15 protein-coding genes are annotated in these 16,427 nt (G+C 74.6%); 8 read left to right on the top strand and 7 right to left on the bottom strand.

What is annotated here, in order from left to right; translation table 11 throughout:
• Window positions 1–76: 76 nt before the first annotated feature.
• The 3 genes from ppc to PHY01_RS20230 all read right to left on the bottom strand — a co-directional run bounded on the left by ppc (window position 77) and on the right by PHY01_RS20230 (window position 4,239).
• Window positions 77–2,800: a phosphoenolpyruvate carboxylase gene (gene ppc, locus PHY01_RS20240; RefSeq protein ID WP_246086028.1), complete on the bottom strand. Its 2,724-nt coding sequence runs from the start codon at window positions 2,798–2,800 to the stop codon at window positions 77–79.
• A gap of 63 nt (window positions 2,801–2,863) precedes the next feature.
• Window positions 2,864–3,658, bottom strand: coding sequence for an inositol monophosphatase family protein (locus PHY01_RS20235; RefSeq protein WP_141280728.1), 795 nt, complete (start codon window positions 3,656–3,658; stop codon window positions 2,864–2,866).
• Window positions 3,659–3,684: 26 nt separating this feature from the next.
• Entirely contained in the window at window positions 3,685–4,239 is a 555-nt protein-coding gene (locus PHY01_RS20230) for an SACE_7040 family transcriptional regulator (protein WP_141280726.1), read from the bottom strand.
• Window positions 4,240–4,319: 80 nt separating this feature from the next.
• On the opposite strand from PHY01_RS20230, the gene PHY01_RS20225 reads away from it, so the two are divergent.
• The 5 genes from PHY01_RS20225 to PHY01_RS20205 are packed head-to-tail and all read left to right on the top strand — an operon-like array spanning window position 4,320 to window position 10,963.
• Window positions 4,320–5,876, top strand: a complete 1,557-nt coding sequence (locus PHY01_RS20225) for a carboxyl transferase domain-containing protein (RefSeq protein ID WP_141280898.1) — start codon at window positions 4,320–4,322, stop codon at window positions 5,874–5,876.
• A 26-nt stretch (window positions 5,877–5,902) separates the two neighbouring features.
• Window positions 5,903–7,897 carry an ATP-binding protein gene (locus PHY01_RS20220; RefSeq protein WP_141280724.1) on the top strand — a complete coding sequence of 665 codons (1,995 nt, stop codon included), beginning with the start codon at window positions 5,903–5,905 and terminating at the stop codon, window positions 7,895–7,897.
• A gap of 3 nt (window positions 7,898–7,900) precedes the next feature.
• Entirely contained in the window at window positions 7,901–9,049 is a 1,149-nt protein-coding gene (locus PHY01_RS20215) for an acyl-CoA dehydrogenase family protein (protein WP_141280722.1), read from the top strand.
• A 56-nt stretch (window positions 9,050–9,105) separates the two neighbouring features.
• Window positions 9,106–10,554, top strand: coding sequence for a fused MFS/spermidine synthase (locus PHY01_RS20210; RefSeq protein ID WP_141280720.1), 1,449 nt, complete (start codon window positions 9,106–9,108; stop codon window positions 10,552–10,554).
• A 19-nt stretch (window positions 10,555–10,573) separates the two neighbouring features.
• On the top strand, window positions 10,574–10,963 hold the full coding sequence (locus tag PHY01_RS20205; RefSeq protein WP_141280718.1) for a hypothetical protein: 390 nt from the start codon (window positions 10,574–10,576) through the stop codon (window positions 10,961–10,963).
• A 3-nt stretch (window positions 10,964–10,966) separates the two neighbouring features.
• Here PHY01_RS20205 and PHY01_RS26655 read toward each other — a convergent pair whose 3' ends face one another.
• Window positions 10,967–11,143 carry a hypothetical protein gene (locus PHY01_RS26655; protein ID WP_170183901.1) on the bottom strand — a complete coding sequence of 59 codons (177 nt, stop codon included), beginning with the start codon at window positions 11,141–11,143 and terminating at the stop codon, window positions 10,967–10,969.
• A 47-nt stretch (window positions 11,144–11,190) separates the two neighbouring features.
• Window positions 11,191–11,997, bottom strand: coding sequence for a 5'/3'-nucleotidase SurE (gene surE / locus PHY01_RS20200; protein ID WP_141280716.1), 807 nt, complete (start codon window positions 11,995–11,997; stop codon window positions 11,191–11,193).
• Window positions 11,998–12,083: 86 nt separating this feature from the next.
• Here surE and PHY01_RS20195 point away from each other — a divergent pair, with 86 nt between their 5' ends.
• Window positions 12,084–12,965, top strand: a complete 882-nt coding sequence (locus PHY01_RS20195) for an aldose 1-epimerase family protein (protein WP_174824144.1) — start codon at window positions 12,084–12,086, stop codon at window positions 12,963–12,965.
• Window positions 12,962–13,534 (top strand): DUF1353 domain-containing protein, encoded by a 573-nt coding sequence (locus tag PHY01_RS20190; protein ID WP_141280712.1) that lies wholly within the window; start codon window positions 12,962–12,964, stop codon window positions 13,532–13,534. The genes PHY01_RS20195 and PHY01_RS20190 overlap by 4 nt, the downstream gene beginning before the upstream one ends.
• A 6-nt stretch (window positions 13,535–13,540) precedes the next feature.
• Here PHY01_RS20190 and PHY01_RS20185 read toward each other — a convergent pair whose 3' ends face one another.
• Window positions 13,541–14,317 carry a SirB1 family protein gene (locus PHY01_RS20185; RefSeq protein WP_170183900.1) on the bottom strand — a complete coding sequence of 259 codons (777 nt, stop codon included), beginning with the start codon at window positions 14,315–14,317 and terminating at the stop codon, window positions 13,541–13,543.
• Window positions 14,318–14,409: 92 nt separating this feature from the next.
• Here PHY01_RS20185 and PHY01_RS28020 point away from each other — a divergent pair, with 92 nt between their 5' ends.
• Complete coding sequence (locus PHY01_RS28020; protein ID WP_141280708.1) at window positions 14,410–15,414, top strand: NADP-dependent oxidoreductase; 1,005 nt, start codon at window positions 14,410–14,412, stop codon at window positions 15,412–15,414.
• Here PHY01_RS28020 and PHY01_RS20175 read toward each other — a convergent pair.
• Window positions 15,411–16,319: an ATP-binding protein gene (locus PHY01_RS20175; protein WP_141280706.1), complete on the bottom strand. Its 909-nt coding sequence runs from the start codon at window positions 16,317–16,319 to the stop codon at window positions 15,411–15,413. The two genes, PHY01_RS28020 and PHY01_RS20175, sit on opposite strands and share 4 nt — an antisense overlap.
• Window positions 16,320–16,427: the final 108 nt, after the last annotated feature.

The raw sequence follows: 16,427 nt of genomic DNA, 5'->3' as shown, positions 1-16,427 counted from the left end.
CGCCCGGGGTTGCAGTGGGGTGGCTTTACTGCAACCGGGTCGGAGTAGAGCCACCCCACTGCAACGGGGAGGGGCGTCAGCCGGTGTTGCGCAGTCCCGCCGCGATGCCGTTGATCGTCAGCAGCAGGGCGCGCTGCAGGTCGGCGTCGGGTTCGGAGGTGCGGCGGCGCTGGGACAGCAGCTCCACCTGCAGGTGGTGCAGCGGCTCCAGGTAGGACGCGCGCACCGCGAGGGTGTGACGCAGCACCGGGTGCCGGGCGAGCAGCGTCGGCGACCCGGTCAGCCGCAGCACCTCCCGCAGCGTGGACGCGTGCTCGGCCACGATGTCGTCGAACACCGGATGCAGCGCCGGGTCCACCAGCTCCTCGACGTAGAACCGCGCGATCCGCAGGTCGGTCTTGGCCAGCGTCATCTCGACGTTGCCCAGCAGGTTGGTGAAGAAGGCCCACTCGCGCATCTCGTCGAGCTGCTCCCCGTAACCCGCCGCACGCGCGGCGGCCAGCCCGCTGCCCAGGCCGTACCAGCCGGGCACGACCATCCGGGTCTGCGTCCAGCCGAACACCCACGGGATGGCGCGCAGGTCGTCGAGCGTGCGGTCGCCCGAGCCGGGGCGCCGCGACGGGCGGGAGCCGACGTTGAGCTCGCCCAGCTCGTCGACGGGGGTGGCGGCGGTGAAGAACTCCGGCAGCCCCGGCCGCGAGACCAGCCCCGCGTACGCGGTGCGGGCGGCGTCGCTGACGACCGTCATCGCCTCGTCCCAGCGCTCGAGGGTGGCGTCGTCCCAGCGGCTCGACTGGTGCAGCAGCGTGGCCTCCAGCATCGCCGCGAGCATGATCTCCAGGTTGTCGTGGGCGAGCGCGGGCAGCGAGTACTTGTCGGACACGACCTCGCCCTGCTCGGTGACCTTCATCGTCGCGTCCACCGACCCGTACGGCGCCGACGCCACGGCCTCCGCCGACGGCCCGCCGCCGCGCCCGACCGACCCGCCGCGCCCGTGGAACAGCCGCAGCCGCACCCCGTGCCCGGCCGCGACGTCGCGCAGCTGGCGCTGCGCGCGGTGGATCTCCCACTGCGACGTGGTGATGCCGGCGCCCTTGTTGGAGTCGGAGTAGCCGAGCATCACCTCCTGCAGGTCGCCGCGGTTGCGGACGTGCTGCCGGTACCCGGGGACCGACAGCAGCCCGTCGAGCAGCGGACCCGCCTGCGAGAGCTCCTCCACCGTCTCGAACAGCGGCACCAGGTCGATCGAGCTGCGCGGGTCGTGCCGCAGCTCCACCATGAACGCCTCGCGGGACAGCACGGCGACGGCGAGCAGGTCGTCGACACCCTGGCACATCGACACGATGTAGGTGCGCGCCACCTGCGGCCCGTACTGGTGCTGCACCTCGTGGAGCAGGTCGAACACGCCCAGGACGTCGACGGCCTCCGCGGGCAGCCCGTAGCGGCGGCGGATCAGCGGGCGGCCGTGGTCGAGCTCACGGGAGAGCAGCTCCGTCCGCTCCTCCCGCGTCAGCTCCGCGTACGGCCGGTCCAGCTCGCCCAGCGCGTCGTACACCGCGCCGAGGGCCTCGTGGTGGCGCCTGCTGTGCTCGCGGACGTCCAGCTCGGCGAGATGGAGCCCGAGCGCGCGGGCGGTGCGCAGGGCGCGGGCCAGCGTGCCGTCGGCGATGCGGGCACCGAGGTGGCCGCGCAGGGAGCGGTCGATCACGGCCAAGTCCTCGACGTAGCCGTCGGGGCCCAGGTAGTCGCGCCCGGGCACGTGCTCGGACCGGGTGCGGGTGTGCGCCAGCCGCGCCTGGACGTAGCTGAGCTTCAGGCGGTAGGGCTCGTTCGCGTTGAGCCGGATGAAGCGGTCGTGCACCTCCGGCAGCGCGCGGCGGTCGCGGGCCAGCGAGGCGCGCAGCTCCTCGGACACCCCGATCACCCGCGTCGAGATGCTGAGCTCACCGATCAGCTCCTCGACCAGCCCCTCGTGGATGCGCAGCGCGCGGTCGGAGTACAGCTCCAGCACCTCGCGCGTGACAGCCGGGGTGACATTGGGGTTGCCGTCCCGGTCGCCGCCGACCCAGCAGCCGAGCACCAGCGGCCGGGCGTCCGGCGGCACGGTGAACCCGGCCGCGCGCACCTCCCGCTCGAACTCGGCGAGCAGCTCCGGCACCGCGCCGCGGCCCAGCTGCTCCATGTACCAGCCGATCGCGCGCGCCTCGTCGGCGACGGTGGGCTTGCCGGGACGCAGCTCGTCGGTCTGCCAGAGCAGCTCGACCAGCGACTCCAGGTCGTCGTCGGAGGCGCCGCGGTCCAGCCCGTCGGCGACGCGGCGCAGGATCGCCAGCACCGACTGCCGCGACGACTCCGTGGGGTGCGCGGTGAACACCGGGCGCAGCTCGGCGCGGGCCAGGACGTCCTGCACCTCCTGCGTGTCCGCCGACCCGGCCAGCCGGCCCATCAGCCGCCGCAGCGGGCCGTGGCCGTCGGGATGGGTGGCCGCGAGCTCGGCGGCGCGGTGGCGCTGCTCGGCGATGTTGGCCAGCTGGAAGTACTGGGAGAACGCGCGGGCCAGCGCCACCGCGGTGCCCGCGTCGAGCCCGGACAGCAGCGCGGTGATCTCCGGGCCGCCGTCGCGGGCGAGCTTGCGCACCTGCTCCACGAGGTCCAGCAGCTCCGGTCCGCCGTGGTGCACGAGCGTGCGGCCCAGCATGGTGGACAGGCGGCGGATGTCGGCGCGCAGCGCGTCGTGGCCCGAGGTGGACGTGACGCCCGCGTGCGCGGCGAGGGAGTTCGGGGCCAGCAGTTCGGTCACAGGGTCCTCCGCGATCGGCCGAGAGGCCGCCCGCACCGCTGGGAACGACTGGATCGGCTCATCCTACGACCCCAGGACGGCCAGCAGCTCGTCGTGCACGGCACCGTTGCTGGCCACCACGTCGGTGACGTCCGCGCCCGCCGGCCGCACGCCCGCGAGGTCGGTCAGCCGCCCGCCCGCCTCCTCCAGGATCAGCTGACCTGCACTGATGTCCCACGGCGGCATCGCGCGCTCGACGTAGGCGGTCAGGTGCCCGGCCGCGATGTGGCTGAGGATCAGGGCCGGCGCGCCGACGAACCGCACGCCGCCCGCCGCGTTCATCAGCCGCTCGAACATCGCGACGAACTCGGCGATCCGCTCCGCGTCCGAGGACTGGATCTGGCTGACGACGACCGCGCGGGCCAGCCCGTCGGTGGCGGCGACCCGCAGCGGCACCCCGTTCCCGGTGGCCCCGCGACCGCGCCCGGCCGCCCACAGCTCGTCGTGGACCGGGTCGTACACCGCGCCCGCCACCACCTCGCCCCGGCAGCGCAGCGCCACGGACACGCAGTACCAGGGGATGGCGTGGGTGAAGTTGGAGGTGCCGTCGAGCCCGTCGACGTACCAGACGTGGTCCCCGTCGGACCCGGGTTCGGTGCCCTCCTCCCCGACGACCACGTGCTCCGGGAACGCCCCCTGCAACACCCGCACCACCGCGGCCTGCGAGGCCAGGTCGGCCGAGGTCGTGACGTCGACGCGGGCGTCCTTGCGGGTGACGTCGACCCGCGTGCGGTCGGTGGCGGCGAGCACCGCACCCCCGGCCCGGGCGGCGTCGACGGCGGTGGTGAGAGCGGTGTCGAGCACCGAGCAGGCGTCCACAGGGGGACCTTAGGGCCCGGACGGGCTCAGAGGTCGTCGAGCGCGGCCAGTGCCATCCGTCGGAGCAGGGCCGCCGTGTCCGGGGTGCGGGCGGTGTGCGGGGTGGAGTTGAGCAGCCCGAACGCGGCGTGGGCGGCGACGCGGGCGGACTCGACCGTCAGCGCGGGATGGATCCGGCGCAGCGTGTCGACCCAGATCTCGACGTAGGTGCGCTGCAGCCGGCGCACGCGGCGGCGCGCGGCGGTCGGCAGGTTCGCGAGGTCGCGGTCCTGCACCACGATCAGCTCGGGCTCGCGCAACGCGAACGCGGCCTGGAACTCCACCAGCGCGGCCAGCACCTCCCGCGGGTCCTCCGACGCCGCGGCGCGCTCCCGCCCGCCGGCCAGCAGGTGCTCGCTGATCCCGACGAGCAGCTCCGCGAGCAGCGCCTCCTTGCCAGGGAAGTGCCGGTAGAGCGCGGGCCCGCTGACCCCGACCGCGGCGCCCAGGTCCGCGATGCTCACGCCGTGGAAGCCGTGCCTGGCGAACAGCTGCGCGGCGACGTCGAGGATCTGCTCCCGCCTCGACCGCACCACCGACATCGGCACAGCCTAGCGCCGGCGGTTAATGAGCGCTAACCTTGTTAACAATCGCTAACCGAGGAGGAGACGTGACCGCAGTGCTGACCGGCACCGTGCTGACCGGCACCGCCGACCCGTCCGCGGGGGAGCGGCACGAGGCCGGCCACCGTGCACTCGTCGACGACCTGCGCACCCGGCTCGCCACGGCCGCCCTGGGCGGGTCGGAGCGCTCGCGGGCCCGGCACCTCGAGCGCGGCAAGCTGCTGCCGCGCGACCGCGTCGACTCCCTCGTCGACCCGTCGAGCCCGTTCCTGGAGCTGTCCCCGCTCGCCGCCCACGACATGTACGGCGGCGACGCCCCGGGCGCCGGGATGATCACCGGCGTCGGGCGGGTGGCCGGGCGCGAGTGCGTGATCGTCGCCAACGACGCCACCGTCAAGGGCGGCACCTACTACCCGATGACGGTCAAGAAGCACCTGCGCGCGCAGGAGGTGGCCCTGCACAACCGGCTGCCGTGCGTGTACCTGGTCGACTCCGGCGGCGCCTTCCTCCCGCAGCAGGACGACGTGTTCCCCGACCGCGAGCACTTCGGGCGGATCTTCTACAACCAGGCGCAGATGTCCGGGAAGGGCATCCCGCAGATCGCCGCGGTGCTCGGCTCGTGCACCGCGGGCGGGGCGTACGTGCCGGCGATGAGCGACGAGGCCGTGATCGTCCGCAACCAGGGCACGATCTTCCTCGGCGGGCCGCCGCTGGTGAAGGCCGCGACCGGTGAGGTCGTCACCGCGGAGGAGCTCGGCGGCGGCGACCTGCACACCAGGATCTCCGGGGTCACCGACCACCTCGCGAACGACGACGCCCACGCGCTGTCCATCGTCCGCTCGATCGTCGGCACGCTCGGCCCGCGCGCGCCGCGGCCCTGGGAGGTGCGCCCCACCGAGGAGCCGGTCGTCGACCCCGCCGAGCTGTACTCGGTCGTCCCCACCGACAGCCGCACCCCCTACGACGTGCGCGAGGTGATCGCCCGCGTCGTCGACGGGTCGCGGTTCCACGAGTTCAAGGCCGAGTACGGCACCACGCTCGTCACGGGGTTCGCGCACGTGCACGGGCACCCGGTCGGGATCGTCGCGAACAACGGCATCCTGTTCTCCGAGTCCGCGCTCAAGGGCGCGCACTTCGTCGAGCTGTGCGACCAGCGCGGCATCCCGCTGGTGTTCCTGCAGAACATCACCGGGTTCATGGTCGGCCGCGAGTACGAGGCGGGCGGCATCGCGAAGAACGGCGCCAAGATGGTCACGGCCGTCGCGTCCACCCGCGTCCCGAAGATCACGATCATCATCGGCGGGTCGTTCGGGGCCGGGAACTACGCGATGTGCGGGCGGGCCTACTCGCCCCGGTTCCTGTTCATGTGGCCCAACGCCCGCATCTCCGTCATGGGCGGGGAGCAGGCGGCCACCGTCCTCGGGACGGTCGGGGCGGACCCGACGACGATCCGCGACCAGTACGAGACCCAGGGCCACCCGTACTACTCCACCGCCCGGCTGTGGGACGACGGCGTGATCGACCCGAAGGACACCCGCACCGTGCTCGGCCTGGCCCTGACGGCCGCGGCCAACGCCCCGCTGGAGACGCCGCACTTCGGCGTCTTCCGGATGTGAGAGGCCCGGACGTGAGAGGCACAGACATGTTCGACACCGTGCTCGTCGCCAACCGCGGCGAGATCGCCGTCCGGGTGATCCGGACGCTGCGCGCGCTCGGCATCCGGTCGGTCGCCGTGTACTCCGACGCCGACGCCGGCTCCCCGCACGTCGCCGCCGCCGACGTCGCCGTGCGCATCGGCCCGGCCGCGGCCGCCGAGAGCTACCTGTCCATCGAGAAGGTGGTCGGGGCGGCCCTGGCGACGGGCGCGCAGGCGATCCACCCCGGCTACGGGTTCCTGTCCGAGAACACCGCGTTCGCCTCGGCCTGCGCGGACGCCGGGATCGTGTTCGTCGGCCCGCCCGCCTCGGCGATCGAGGCGATGGGCGACAAGATCCGGGCCAAGCAGACGGTCGCGAAGGCCGGGGTGCCGGTCGTCCCGGGTTCCGACGGGTCGGGCCTCGACGACGCCGCGCTCGCGCTCGCCGTGGAACAGGTCGGCTACCCGGTGCTGCTCAAGCCCAGCGCGGGCGGCGGCGGCAAGGGCATGCACGAGGTGCACCGCGCGGAGGACCTGGCGCACGCGATCACGGCCGCCCGCCGCGAGGCCCGCGGGTCCTTCGGCGACGACACGCTGCTCGTCGAACGGCTGGTCACCACGCCCCGGCACATCGAGATCCAGGTGCTGGCCGACACCCACGGCACCGTGATCCACCTCGGTGAGCGGGAGTGCAGCCTCCAGCGCCGTCACCAGAAGATCGTCGAGGAGGCCCCCTCCGCTCTGCTCACCCCCGCGCAACGGGCGAGCATGGGCGCCGCGGCCGTCGAGGCGGCGCGGGCCTGCGGCTACGTCGGGGCGGGCACCGTCGAGTTCATCGTCGGCGCCGACGATCCCGACCAGTTCTTCTTCATGGAGATGAACACCCGCCTGCAGGTGGAGCACCCGGTCACCGAGCTGGTCACCGGGCTCGACCTGGTCGAGCTGCAGCTGCGGGTCGCCGCGGGTGAGCCGCTGCCGATCGGTCAGGACGACGTCCGCCTCGACGGGCACGCCGTCGAGGTGCGCGTCTACGCCGAGGACCCGGCCGCGGGCTTCCTGCCCACCGGCGGGCGGATCCTGCGCTGGCGCCCGCCGGCCGGGGTGCGGGTCGACTCCGGGATCGCCGAGGGCGGCGTCGTCGGGTCCGACTACGACCCGATGCTCGCCAAGGTCATCGCCCACGGCGCCGACCGGGGCGAGGCGCTGCGCAGGCTCGACGCCGCGCTGCGCGAGACCGTGCTGCTCGGCGTCGGCACCAACATCGGGTTCCTGCGCGCCCTGCTCGCCGACGACGACGTGCGCGCCGGACGGCTCGACACCGGCCTGGTCGGCCGCCGCGTCGACGACTGGACGAGCGCCGAGCTGCCCGCCGACGTCCTCGCGGCCGCCGCGGTGCACACCGTCGACGCGCTCGAGCCCGCCGGGCCGGTGGTGGACCCGTTCTCCGTGCCGGGCGGCTGGCGGGTCGGGGAGCGGGCGTGGGCGACGTGGCGGATGGTCGTCGCCGGTCACGAGCCGGTCGACGTCCGGATCCGCGGGCGGGCCGCCGACGCCGTCGTCGCCGTCGGGGACGCCGAGCCGGTCCGGGCCCGCATGCAGGGCACATCTCGGTCGCACGGATCTCCCGGTTCGCGGGAGATCGGGGTGGCGGTCGACGGCGTCACGCGGACCTACGCGTGCGCGGTCGACGGGCACACGCTCTGGATCGGCCGCGACGGGCACGCCTGGGGCGTGCGCGAGCAGGCCCCGCTGGAGGCCGCCGCCACCGCCGACGCGGGCGGCGGCGGGCCCGTGCTGTCGCCGATGCCGGGCACCGTCACCGTCGTCGAGGTCACCGAGGGCCAGCGGGTCGCCGCGGGCGACCGGCTGGTCGTCGTCGAGGCGATGAAGATGGAGCACGTCCTCACCGCACCGGTCGACGGGGTCGTCCGGGAACTGCGCGCCCGTGCGGGCGCGACCGTCGCGCGGGACGCCGCGCTCCTGATCGTCGAAGGGGACTGAAGCATGGACCTGTCACTGAGCGAGGAGCACGAGGCGCTGCGCGCCACCGTCGAGGACTTCGCGCGCAAGGAGGTCGCCCCCGTCATCGGCGACCTCTACGAGCGCGAGGAGTTCCCGTACGAGATCGTCGCCAAGATGGGCGCGATGGGCCTGTTCGGCCTGCCCGTGTCCGAGGAGTACGGCGGCATGGGCGGCGACTACTTCGCGCTGTGCCTGGCCCTGGAGGAGCTGGCCCGCGTCGACTCCTCGGTGGCGATCACGCTGGAGGCCGGGGTCTCCCTCGGCGCGATGCCGATCTACCGCTTCGGCACCGACGAGCAGAAGCAGGAGTGGCTCCCGGCCCTGGCCGCGGGGGAGAAGCTGGGCGCGTTCGGGCTCACCGAGCCCGGCGGCGGCTCCGACGCCGGCGCCACCCGCACCACCGCGAAGCTCGACGGCGACGAGTGGGTGATCAACGGGTCGAAGGCGTTCATCACGAACTCCGGCACCGACATCACCAGCGTCATCACCGTCACCGCCATCACCGGTGAGCGCGACGGCGGGAAGAAGGAGATCTCGGCGATCATGATCCCGGCCGGGACGCCGGGGCTGCGGGTCGCGAAGCCGTACTCCAAGGTTGGCTGGTGCAGCTCCGACACCCGCGAGCTGTTCTTCGACGACGTGCGCGTGCCCGCGGCGAACCTCGTCGGCGAGCGCGGCCGCGGCTACGCCCAGTTCCTGTCCATCCTCGACGAGGGGCGCGTCGCGATCGCGGCGCTGTCGGTCGGGCTCGCGCAGGGCTGCGTCGACGAGTCGGTGCGCTACGCCCACGAGCGCGAGGCGTTCGGCCAGAGGATCGGCAACTACCAGGCCGTGCAGTTCATGATCGCCGACATGGAGGTGCGCGCGCACACCGCTCGGCTGGCCTACTACGCCGCCGCGGCGAAGATGCTCAAGGGCGAGCCGTTCAAGAAGGAGGCGGCCATCGCCAAGCTCGTGTCGTCCAACGCGGCGATGGACAACGCCCGCGCCGCCACCCAGGTCTTCGGCGGCTACGGGTTCATGAACGAGTACCCGGTCGGCCGGTTCTACCGCGACGCGAAGATCCTGGAGATCGGCGAGGGCACCTCGGAGGTCCAGCGGATGCTCATCGCCCGCCAGCTGGGCCTCTGACCGCAGGGCGGCGGCCCGGCCGCGACACACCCGGGGCCACCGGCGAGGATGGTCGGGTGAATGCACGGTTCGCCCGGATCGTCGTGCTCGTCAGCGGGGCGGCGATCCTGGTCGTCGAGACTCTGGCGACGCGCCTCGTCGCGCCCTACGTCGGCCTGACCCTGGAGTCGACGACCGCGGTCATCGGCGTGGCGCTGGCCGGGATCGCGGTCGGGGCGTCGCTGGGCGGCCGGTGGGCGGACGTGTTCCCGCCGCGGCGCGTGGCGGCGGGTGCGCTGGTCGTCGGTGGTCTGGGGGTGCTGGCCGTCCGGCCGCTGGTGCGGCTGCTCGGGCCGGTGCTCGGGCCCGGTCCGGTGGCGGCGATCCTGCTGGTCGCGGCGTCGACCCTGGTGTCGGTCACCGCGCTCGCGATGGTGACCCCGGCCATCACCCGGGCACGGCTGACCTCCGTCGACGGCTCGGGCAGCGTGATCGGCGAGCTGTCCGCGGCGGGCACGATCGGGTCGCTCGCCGGCACGTTCCTCACCGGGTTCGTGCTGGTCGCGTTCCTGCCCGTCACCGCGATCCTGCTCATCACCGCGGCGGCGTGCCTGCTGCTCGCGCTGCTGGTCGTCGAGGACGCCCGGCGGTCGGCGCTGGCCAGGGGCGGTGCGGCCGCGGTGCTGCTGGCCGTCGCGCTGGTGGCCGTGCCGGGCCGCTGCGACGCCGACACCGTCTACTACTGCGCCCGGGTCGACACCGCCCCCGAGCGGCCGGGCGCGCAGGTGCTGGTCCTCGACGACCTGCGCCACTCCTACGTCGACCGCGCCGACCCCGCGCACCTGGAGTTCGCCTACACCCGGCGCTTCGGCGACGCGATCGACGCCGCGTTCCCGGCCGGCGCCCCGCTGGAGGCGGTACACCTGGGCGGGGGCGGGTTCACCATGCCGCGCTGGCTCGCCGCCACCCGGCCGGGCAGCACCTCGACGGTGCTGGAGGTCGACCAGGGGGTGGTCGACCTCGGCCGCCGCGAGCTGGGCGTCGACGACATCCCCGACCTCGACGTCCGCGTCGGCGACGCCCGCACCACCCTGGCCGAGCTGCCCGACGCCTCGGCCGACCTCGTCGTCGGCGACGCGTTCGGCGCCCGCTCGGTGCCCTGGCACCTGGCCACCACCGAGTTCGTCGACGAGGTGCGCCGCGTCCTGCGCCCCGGTGGCCTCTACGTCCTCAACGTCATCGACCGCGACCCGCTGACCCTGCTGGCCGCCGAGACGGCCACGGTGGCCGAACGGTTCGTCACCGTCGCGCTGCTGATCCGGCCCGACCAGCTCGCGCCCGGCGGCGGGGGCAACGCGGTGCTCGTGGCGTCGGACAGCGCACCCGACCTGGCCGCCCTCGCCGCCTCGGCGGCCGGGCGCGGCGAGCCCGGCTCGGTGCTCGACGACGCCGCGACCCGCGCGCTGGCCGGCGACGCACCCGTGCTCACCGACGACCGCGCGCCCGTCGACCACCTGCACACCTGAGGGCGGTACGGTCCCCGGCATGGCCAGCTGGGACGACCTGGGCTCCTTCGTGCGGGTGCGCTACGAGATCATGCGCCAGCGCGAGGGCGAGCTGTGGTTCAACCTCCCCACCACCGGGGAGCGCACGCAGGTCGTCGCCGTCCGGCTGGTCACCGGCGAGGACGCACACCCGTGGGCGCAGATCACCTCTCCGGTGGGGCGTGCCGGGCAGGTCGACCTGCCGAAGGCGCTGGAGATGGCGGCCGAGCCCGTCACCGGGGGGCTGGTCGTCGAGGACGGCCTGCTGCTGTTCCGGCACTCGATCCCGCTGCACGACACCGCGCTCGACGGCTTCGACCGCTCGTTCCACCTCGTCGTCGGCGTGGCCGACCGGATGGAGCACGCGCTCACCGGGGCCGACGAACACTGAGGGTCACACCGGCTGCGGCGAGAGGTCGAGGGCCTGCTCCAGCAGCACCCGCATGCGGGCGAGCAGCTGATCGGCTTCGGCGAAGGTCAGGGCGCCGGTCTGCACCCCGGCCCGGATCTCGTCGGCCACTGTCCGGGCGAAGTGGGTGCACCACTCGGAGCTGGTCTCACCGTCACGCATCGTGAGATCATGACGTGTGATTCAGATCACGTCGTCACCGGGGTCACTCATCTCCCAGTGGTCACAGCCGTACCGAGGACGCCGGGGCGGGCACCGATCGACTCCAGGCGCGTCACCGTGGGGTGTCCCTCGACCAGCAGCGCGGTGTCGGTGCCCGGCTCCGGGGGCGTGCCCTCGCCGAAGCTCATGTGCAGCCCGTGCCCGTCGTCGCCGGAGCGCTGGTCGACCCGCACCTGCACCGCGCCGAACGCGGCCAGCCGCGCCTCCCGCAGTTCGCCCAGCTCGGCGGGGGCGCGGTCGGGCACGTTGAGGTTGAGCACGGCGCCCTCGTCCTCGCCGAGCAGGAGGTCGAGCACGGTGGGCAGGACGTGCCGCACGGCGTCCCAGCGGGGCTCCTCGGGCGGGTCCCACCCGCTGTCGAGCGAGACGGCCAGTGCCCGCCAGCCGTGGATCCCGGCCGTCAGCGCCGCGCCGACGGTGCCCGAGTGCAGCACCGCGCGCCCGACGTTGGAGCCCAGGTTGATCCCGGAGAGCACGACGTCGGGGGCCGGGTCGAGCCAGCCGCGCGCCGCCGAGTGCACGATGAACGCCGGGTGGCCCTCCACCGCGAACGCCGGCACCCCGTCGAGCCCGGGCAGCTCCCGCGGGTGCAGCCGGACCCGCCCGCCCTCGCGCACGGCGAGCACCGAGCCGCCCACCCCGCTCGCGTCGACGTGCGGCGCCGCGACCGTCACGTCGAACCCGGCCTCGACGGCCCCGGCCGCGAGGGCCCACAGCCCCGGCGAGTCGATGCCGTCGTCGTTGGTGATCAGGGCCCTGAGGCCGGTCGCCGGGAGTCGTCGTGAGGAGGCCACGGCTCCACGGTAGGCGAGCGGGGCGACCTCGGCGTGGCGCGGCGACGGCGCGCACCCGGACGCGCCGGTAGCCTCCCGGCGTGCTCATGCCGATGCCGCCGACGGGCGAGCAGTTCGAGATCCGCTCCGGGGCCGCGCAGGCCGTCGTCACCGAGGTGGGGGCCGGGCTGCGGGCGTTCTCCGTGGACGGCCGCCCCTACGTCGAGACCTTCTCCGTCGACGCCCGCCCGCCCCGCGGGTCGGGGTGCGTGCTGGTGCCGTGGCCCAACCGCACCGCCCGCGGCCAGTGGCTCTGGGACGGCGGGCCGCAGCAGCTCGCGCTGTCCGAGCCCGCGGCGGGCAACGCGATCCACGGCCTGCTGCGGCACACCTTCTACCGGGTCGAGGAGCGGGCGCCGGACTCCGTCACGCTCGGCGCCGTCGTCGCGCCGCAGCCGGGGTGGCCGGTCCCGCTGGCGACGTCGGTCCGCTACGCCGTCGACGCCGGTGGCCTGACCGTCACCCACACCGTCACCAACGTCGGGACGGCCGCGGTGCCGTTCGGCGTCGGCGCGCACCCCTACCTGCGCGCGGGTGACGCCGCCACCGACGACTGCACGCTGCACCTGGCCGCGACCACCGCGCTGCCGCTGGGCGGGGGCCTGCCGGTCGCGCCCGCCGCGCCCGTCCGGTCACCGGAGATCACGCTGCGCGGCGCCGAGCTCGACCACGCCTTCGGCGGCTGCGAGCCGACCGACGGCCTGGTGCGCCACCGGCTGTCCGGCCCCGACGGCGACGTGGAGCTGTGGGCCGACCCCGACTTCGGCTGGGTGCAGGTCTTCACCCCCGACGACCACCCCGGCCGCGGGCGCGCCGTGGCCGTCGAGCCGATGACCTGCCCGCCCGACGCGCTCAACTCCGGGACCGGGCTGCTGGTCGTCGCGCCGGGGGAGACCTGGACGGGCCGCTGGGGGATCTCGCCCCGATGACCTTCCTCGACGGCCCCAAGGTGCTCGTCCGGCAGGCGACCGCGCAGGACTGGACGCTGGAGGAGCAGCTGGTCTACCAGGGCCGCACCGATACCTTCGTCGTGCCGCGGGGCACCCTCACCGACTTCGCCTCGGTGCCGCGTGTGTTCGTCTGGCTGGTGCCGAAGTTCGGCCGCTACACCGCCGCCGCGGTGCTGCACGACCACCTCGTGCGCGTGGAGCGGCCGGCCGGGCGGATCAGCGCGGTCGACGCCGACGGCCTGTTCCGCCGCGCGATGCGCGAGCTCGGGGTGCCGTTCCTGCTGCGCTGGTTCATGTGGGCCGCGGTGCGGCTGGGCTCGCTCACCGACCGCGACGGGCGTCCGGGGTGGCTGCGCGACCTGCCGGCCGTCCTCGCCGTCACCCTCGTCGCGCTGCCGGTGGTGGCGCTGCCGGCGGTCGCCGTCGTCGTCGGGCTGGTGCTGTTCTCGGCCCTGGAGTTCCTGCTCTGGCCGGTGCTGCTGGTCGGCAGGCTGCTGCGCCCCGGCGACCGGGCCGTCAACCGTCCCGACCCGGGCTTCCGCACCTGACGCGCGTCAGTTGAGGTGCGCCCGCAGGCTCCTCGCCGCGTTCCGCAGCCGGTCGGCGTGGGCCGCCGACGCCGCGGGCACGCGGTCCTCCAGCAGCTTCGCGCCCTCCAGCCACCGCCCCTGGTCGCCGAGCGCGGTGCCGAGGTCGAGCACGTCGGTGAGCCGGACGCCGGGCAGCAGCAGCCGCATCCGCAGCACCCACTCGAGGTCGGCGGGCCGGCGGCGGGCCCCGTAGACCGCGCGCAGGTTCTCCAGCATCCGCACCAGGATCGCGCGCGTCGGGGCGGCGGTGAGCAGGTGCGGGCCGAATGGCACCTCCGGGCCGGCCCCGGTGGCCCCGCGGAACAGCTGCTCGCAGCGGGCGCCGCTGATCTCGGCCCCGCCGGCGAACACGTCGAGGTAGCGGGAGGTGCCCGTCGGGCGCACGAGGAAGTGCCCGGGCATCCCGACGCCCTCGATCGGCACCCCCGCCCGCCGCCCCACCTCCATCGTGACGACGGCGAGCGTGATCGGGATGCCGAGGCGGCGGTGCAGCACGTGGTGCAGCAGCGAGTTGCGCGGGTCGGTGTAGTCCCCGGCGTTGCCGCCGAACCCCTCCTCGACGAACAGCCGCTGCCGCAGACCCTCCAGCGAGCTGACGCCCGCGGCGAGGCGGTCGAGCTCGCGCAGCCAGCGGTCGATGTCGAGCTCCGGATCGGAGCCCCCGGCGAGCGCGAGGGCGGCCCGGTCCAGCGGGGGGTCGGGCACAGCGACCACCCGGCCGAACCGCTGCACGGCGTCCACTCTCCCATCCTGCGCCGGACCCCACCGCGAGTCGAGGCCCCGGAGGAGGAACGCGCGGGGCCGCCGCACAGCCCGCCCTGTAGACAGGTGCCATGACCGACAACCACCAGGTCCGTCTCGCCGCCCGCCCCGAGGGCCTCCCGACCCCCGAGGTGTGGGAGCACACCACCGAGCCCGTCCCGGAGCCCGCCGAGGGCCGGTTCGTCGTCCGCGTCTCGCACCTGAGCCTCGACCCGGCCATGCGCGGCTGGATGAACGCCGGCCGCTCCTACGTGCCGCCGGTCGGGATCGGGGAGGTCATGCGGGCGCTGGGCGCCGGGGAGGTCGTGGCCTCGCGGCACCCCGACTTCCCGCAGGGCGCGCACGTCACGGGCATCTTCGGGGTGCAGGAGTACGCCGAGTCCGACGGTACGGGCGTGCTCGTCGTCGACCCGTCGGTGGTGCCGCTGTCCACCTACCTCGCGGTGCTGGGCATGACCGGGATGACCGCCTACTTCGGCCTGTTCGACGTCGGCGCGCTGCGCGAGGGCGAGACGGTCGTGGTGTCGGGGGCGGCCGGGGCCGTCGGCAGCGTCGTCGGCCAGCTGGCGAAGATCAAGGGCTGCCGGGTGGTCGGGATCGCCGGCGGTCCGGAGAAGTGCGCCTGGATCGTCGACGAGCTGGGCTTCGACGCCGCGATCGACTACCGCGCCGAGAACGTCGGCACGGCCCTGCGCACCCACGCCCCCAACGGCATCGACGTGTACTTCGACAACGTCGGCGGCGACATCCTCGACGCCGCACTCGCCCGCCTGCGCCGCGGCGCCCGCGTGGTGATCTGCGGCGCGATCAGCACCTACAACGCCACCGGGCGCCCGGCCGGTCCGTCCAACTACATGTCCCTGCTGGTCAACCGGGCGCGGATGGAGGGGTTCGTGGTCTTCGACTACGCCGACCGCTACGCCGAGGCCGCCGCGGAGCTGGGCGGCTGGCTGCGGGACGGGAAGCTGCGCAGCCGCGAGGACGTGGTGCGCGGCGGCGTCGCCGACTTCCCCGACACCCTGCTGCGGCTGTTCCGCGGCGAGAACACCGGCAAGCTGATCCTGCAGATCGGCTAGCCCGTGTGGGCGCGGATGACGGTGCCGGTGTCGTCGCTCCAGACCTGGAGCACGTCGGTCAGCTCCGAGGCCAGCCACAGGCCGCGGCCCCGCACCCCGGTCGGCGGCGGGCGCACCAGCCCGGGGAACGGCACGTCCATCCGGCCCCGGTCGGCGACCTCCGCGGTGATCGCCCCGCGGCCCGCCCACATCCGCAGCCGACCCTCCCCGGGGCCGTGCTCGACGCTGTTGCTGACCAGCTCGTTGACGGCGAGCACGAGGTCGTCGGCCGGGTCGCCGGACAGGCCCGCGGAGGCGGCGGCCGCGGCGACGCGGCGCCGGACGGCCGACAGGTCGGCGAGTCCGAAGGCCAGGTCGACGTCGGCCGGGCCGAGATCGGGCGGCGGGGGCGGCGGGTACTCGACCACCGCCTCCGGCGGCGGCCGGTAGCCCGGGCCCGGCTGCGGGCCGTCCGCGGTGAGCACCCGGGGATGGGTGCGGCCGGTCGCCGGGTCGTCGGCCGGGCACGCGCAGAGCACCGTGATCGGCAGGCCCGCGATGGCCACGTCGATCGCGAGGTCCAGGCGCGGCCAGTGCTCGGCGTCCCGGTCGGGCAGCTCCAGGTGCTGGCCGACGACCAGCACCCGGCCCGCCGGGGCGTCGTGCGCGAGCCGGGCCCAGCGCACCGCGACGGTGAACGCGGGCACGGCGTGCACCCGGAGCGGATCGGCGAACTCGACGTCCGCCGCGGCGGCACCGAGCCGTGCGGTGACGGCGTCGCGCTCGGCATCGGCCAACACCGCGAGCACCCGGTCACCCGCCGCCAGCGCGGCGCGCAGCGCGGGCTCCAGCCGGGCCGCCAGCTCGTCGGGGGAGGCGAAGGGTACGGCCAGATGGTCCACGGGGCCGGCCGCCGAGCTGTCCATCCCCACCCCCCGTCGAGCCGACCGGCGGACAGTAACCGCCGTCGCACCGCGCAGCAGTGCGGAGCGTGGCAGGGTGACCCCCGGAAACCGGACGACGAGAGATCGGGA

This window comes from Pseudonocardia hydrocarbonoxydans, from assembly GCF_006539565.1.
GTDB classification, from domain to species: Bacteria; Actinomycetota; Actinomycetes; order Mycobacteriales; family Pseudonocardiaceae; genus Pseudonocardia; species Pseudonocardia hydrocarbonoxydans.
Note: the sequence above shows the minus strand (reverse complement) of the source record. Positions and strands in the feature narration are given on the sequence as shown.

Coding starts and splice junctions, on each gene's coding strand:
- PHY01_RS20230 (WP_141280726.1), bottom strand. CDS start 4,239: ATGTCGGTGGTGCGGTCGAGGCGGGAGCAGATCCTCGACGTCGCCGCG.
- PHY01_RS20220 (WP_141280724.1), top strand. CDS start 5,903: ATGTTCGACACCGTGCTCGTCGCCAACCGCGGCGAGATCGCCGTCCGG.
- PHY01_RS20215 (WP_141280722.1), top strand. CDS start 7,901: ATGGACCTGTCACTGAGCGAGGAGCACGAGGCGCTGCGCGCCACCGTC.
- PHY01_RS20205 (WP_141280718.1), top strand. CDS start 10,574: ATGGCCAGCTGGGACGACCTGGGCTCCTTCGTGCGGGTGCGCTACGAG.
- PHY01_RS26655 (WP_170183901.1), bottom strand. CDS start 11,143: ATGCGTGACGGTGAGACCAGCTCCGAGTGGTGCACCCACTTCGCCCGG.
- PHY01_RS20195 (WP_174824144.1), top strand. CDS start 12,084: ATGCCGATGCCGCCGACGGGCGAGCAGTTCGAGATCCGCTCCGGGGCC.
- PHY01_RS20190 (WP_141280712.1), top strand. CDS start 12,962: ATGACCTTCCTCGACGGCCCCAAGGTGCTCGTCCGGCAGGCGACCGCG.
- PHY01_RS28020 (WP_141280708.1), top strand. CDS start 14,410: ATGACCGACAACCACCAGGTCCGTCTCGCCGCCCGCCCCGAGGGCCTC.
- PHY01_RS20175 (WP_141280706.1), bottom strand. CDS start 16,319: ATGGACAGCTCGGCGGCCGGCCCCGTGGACCATCTGGCCGTACCCTTC.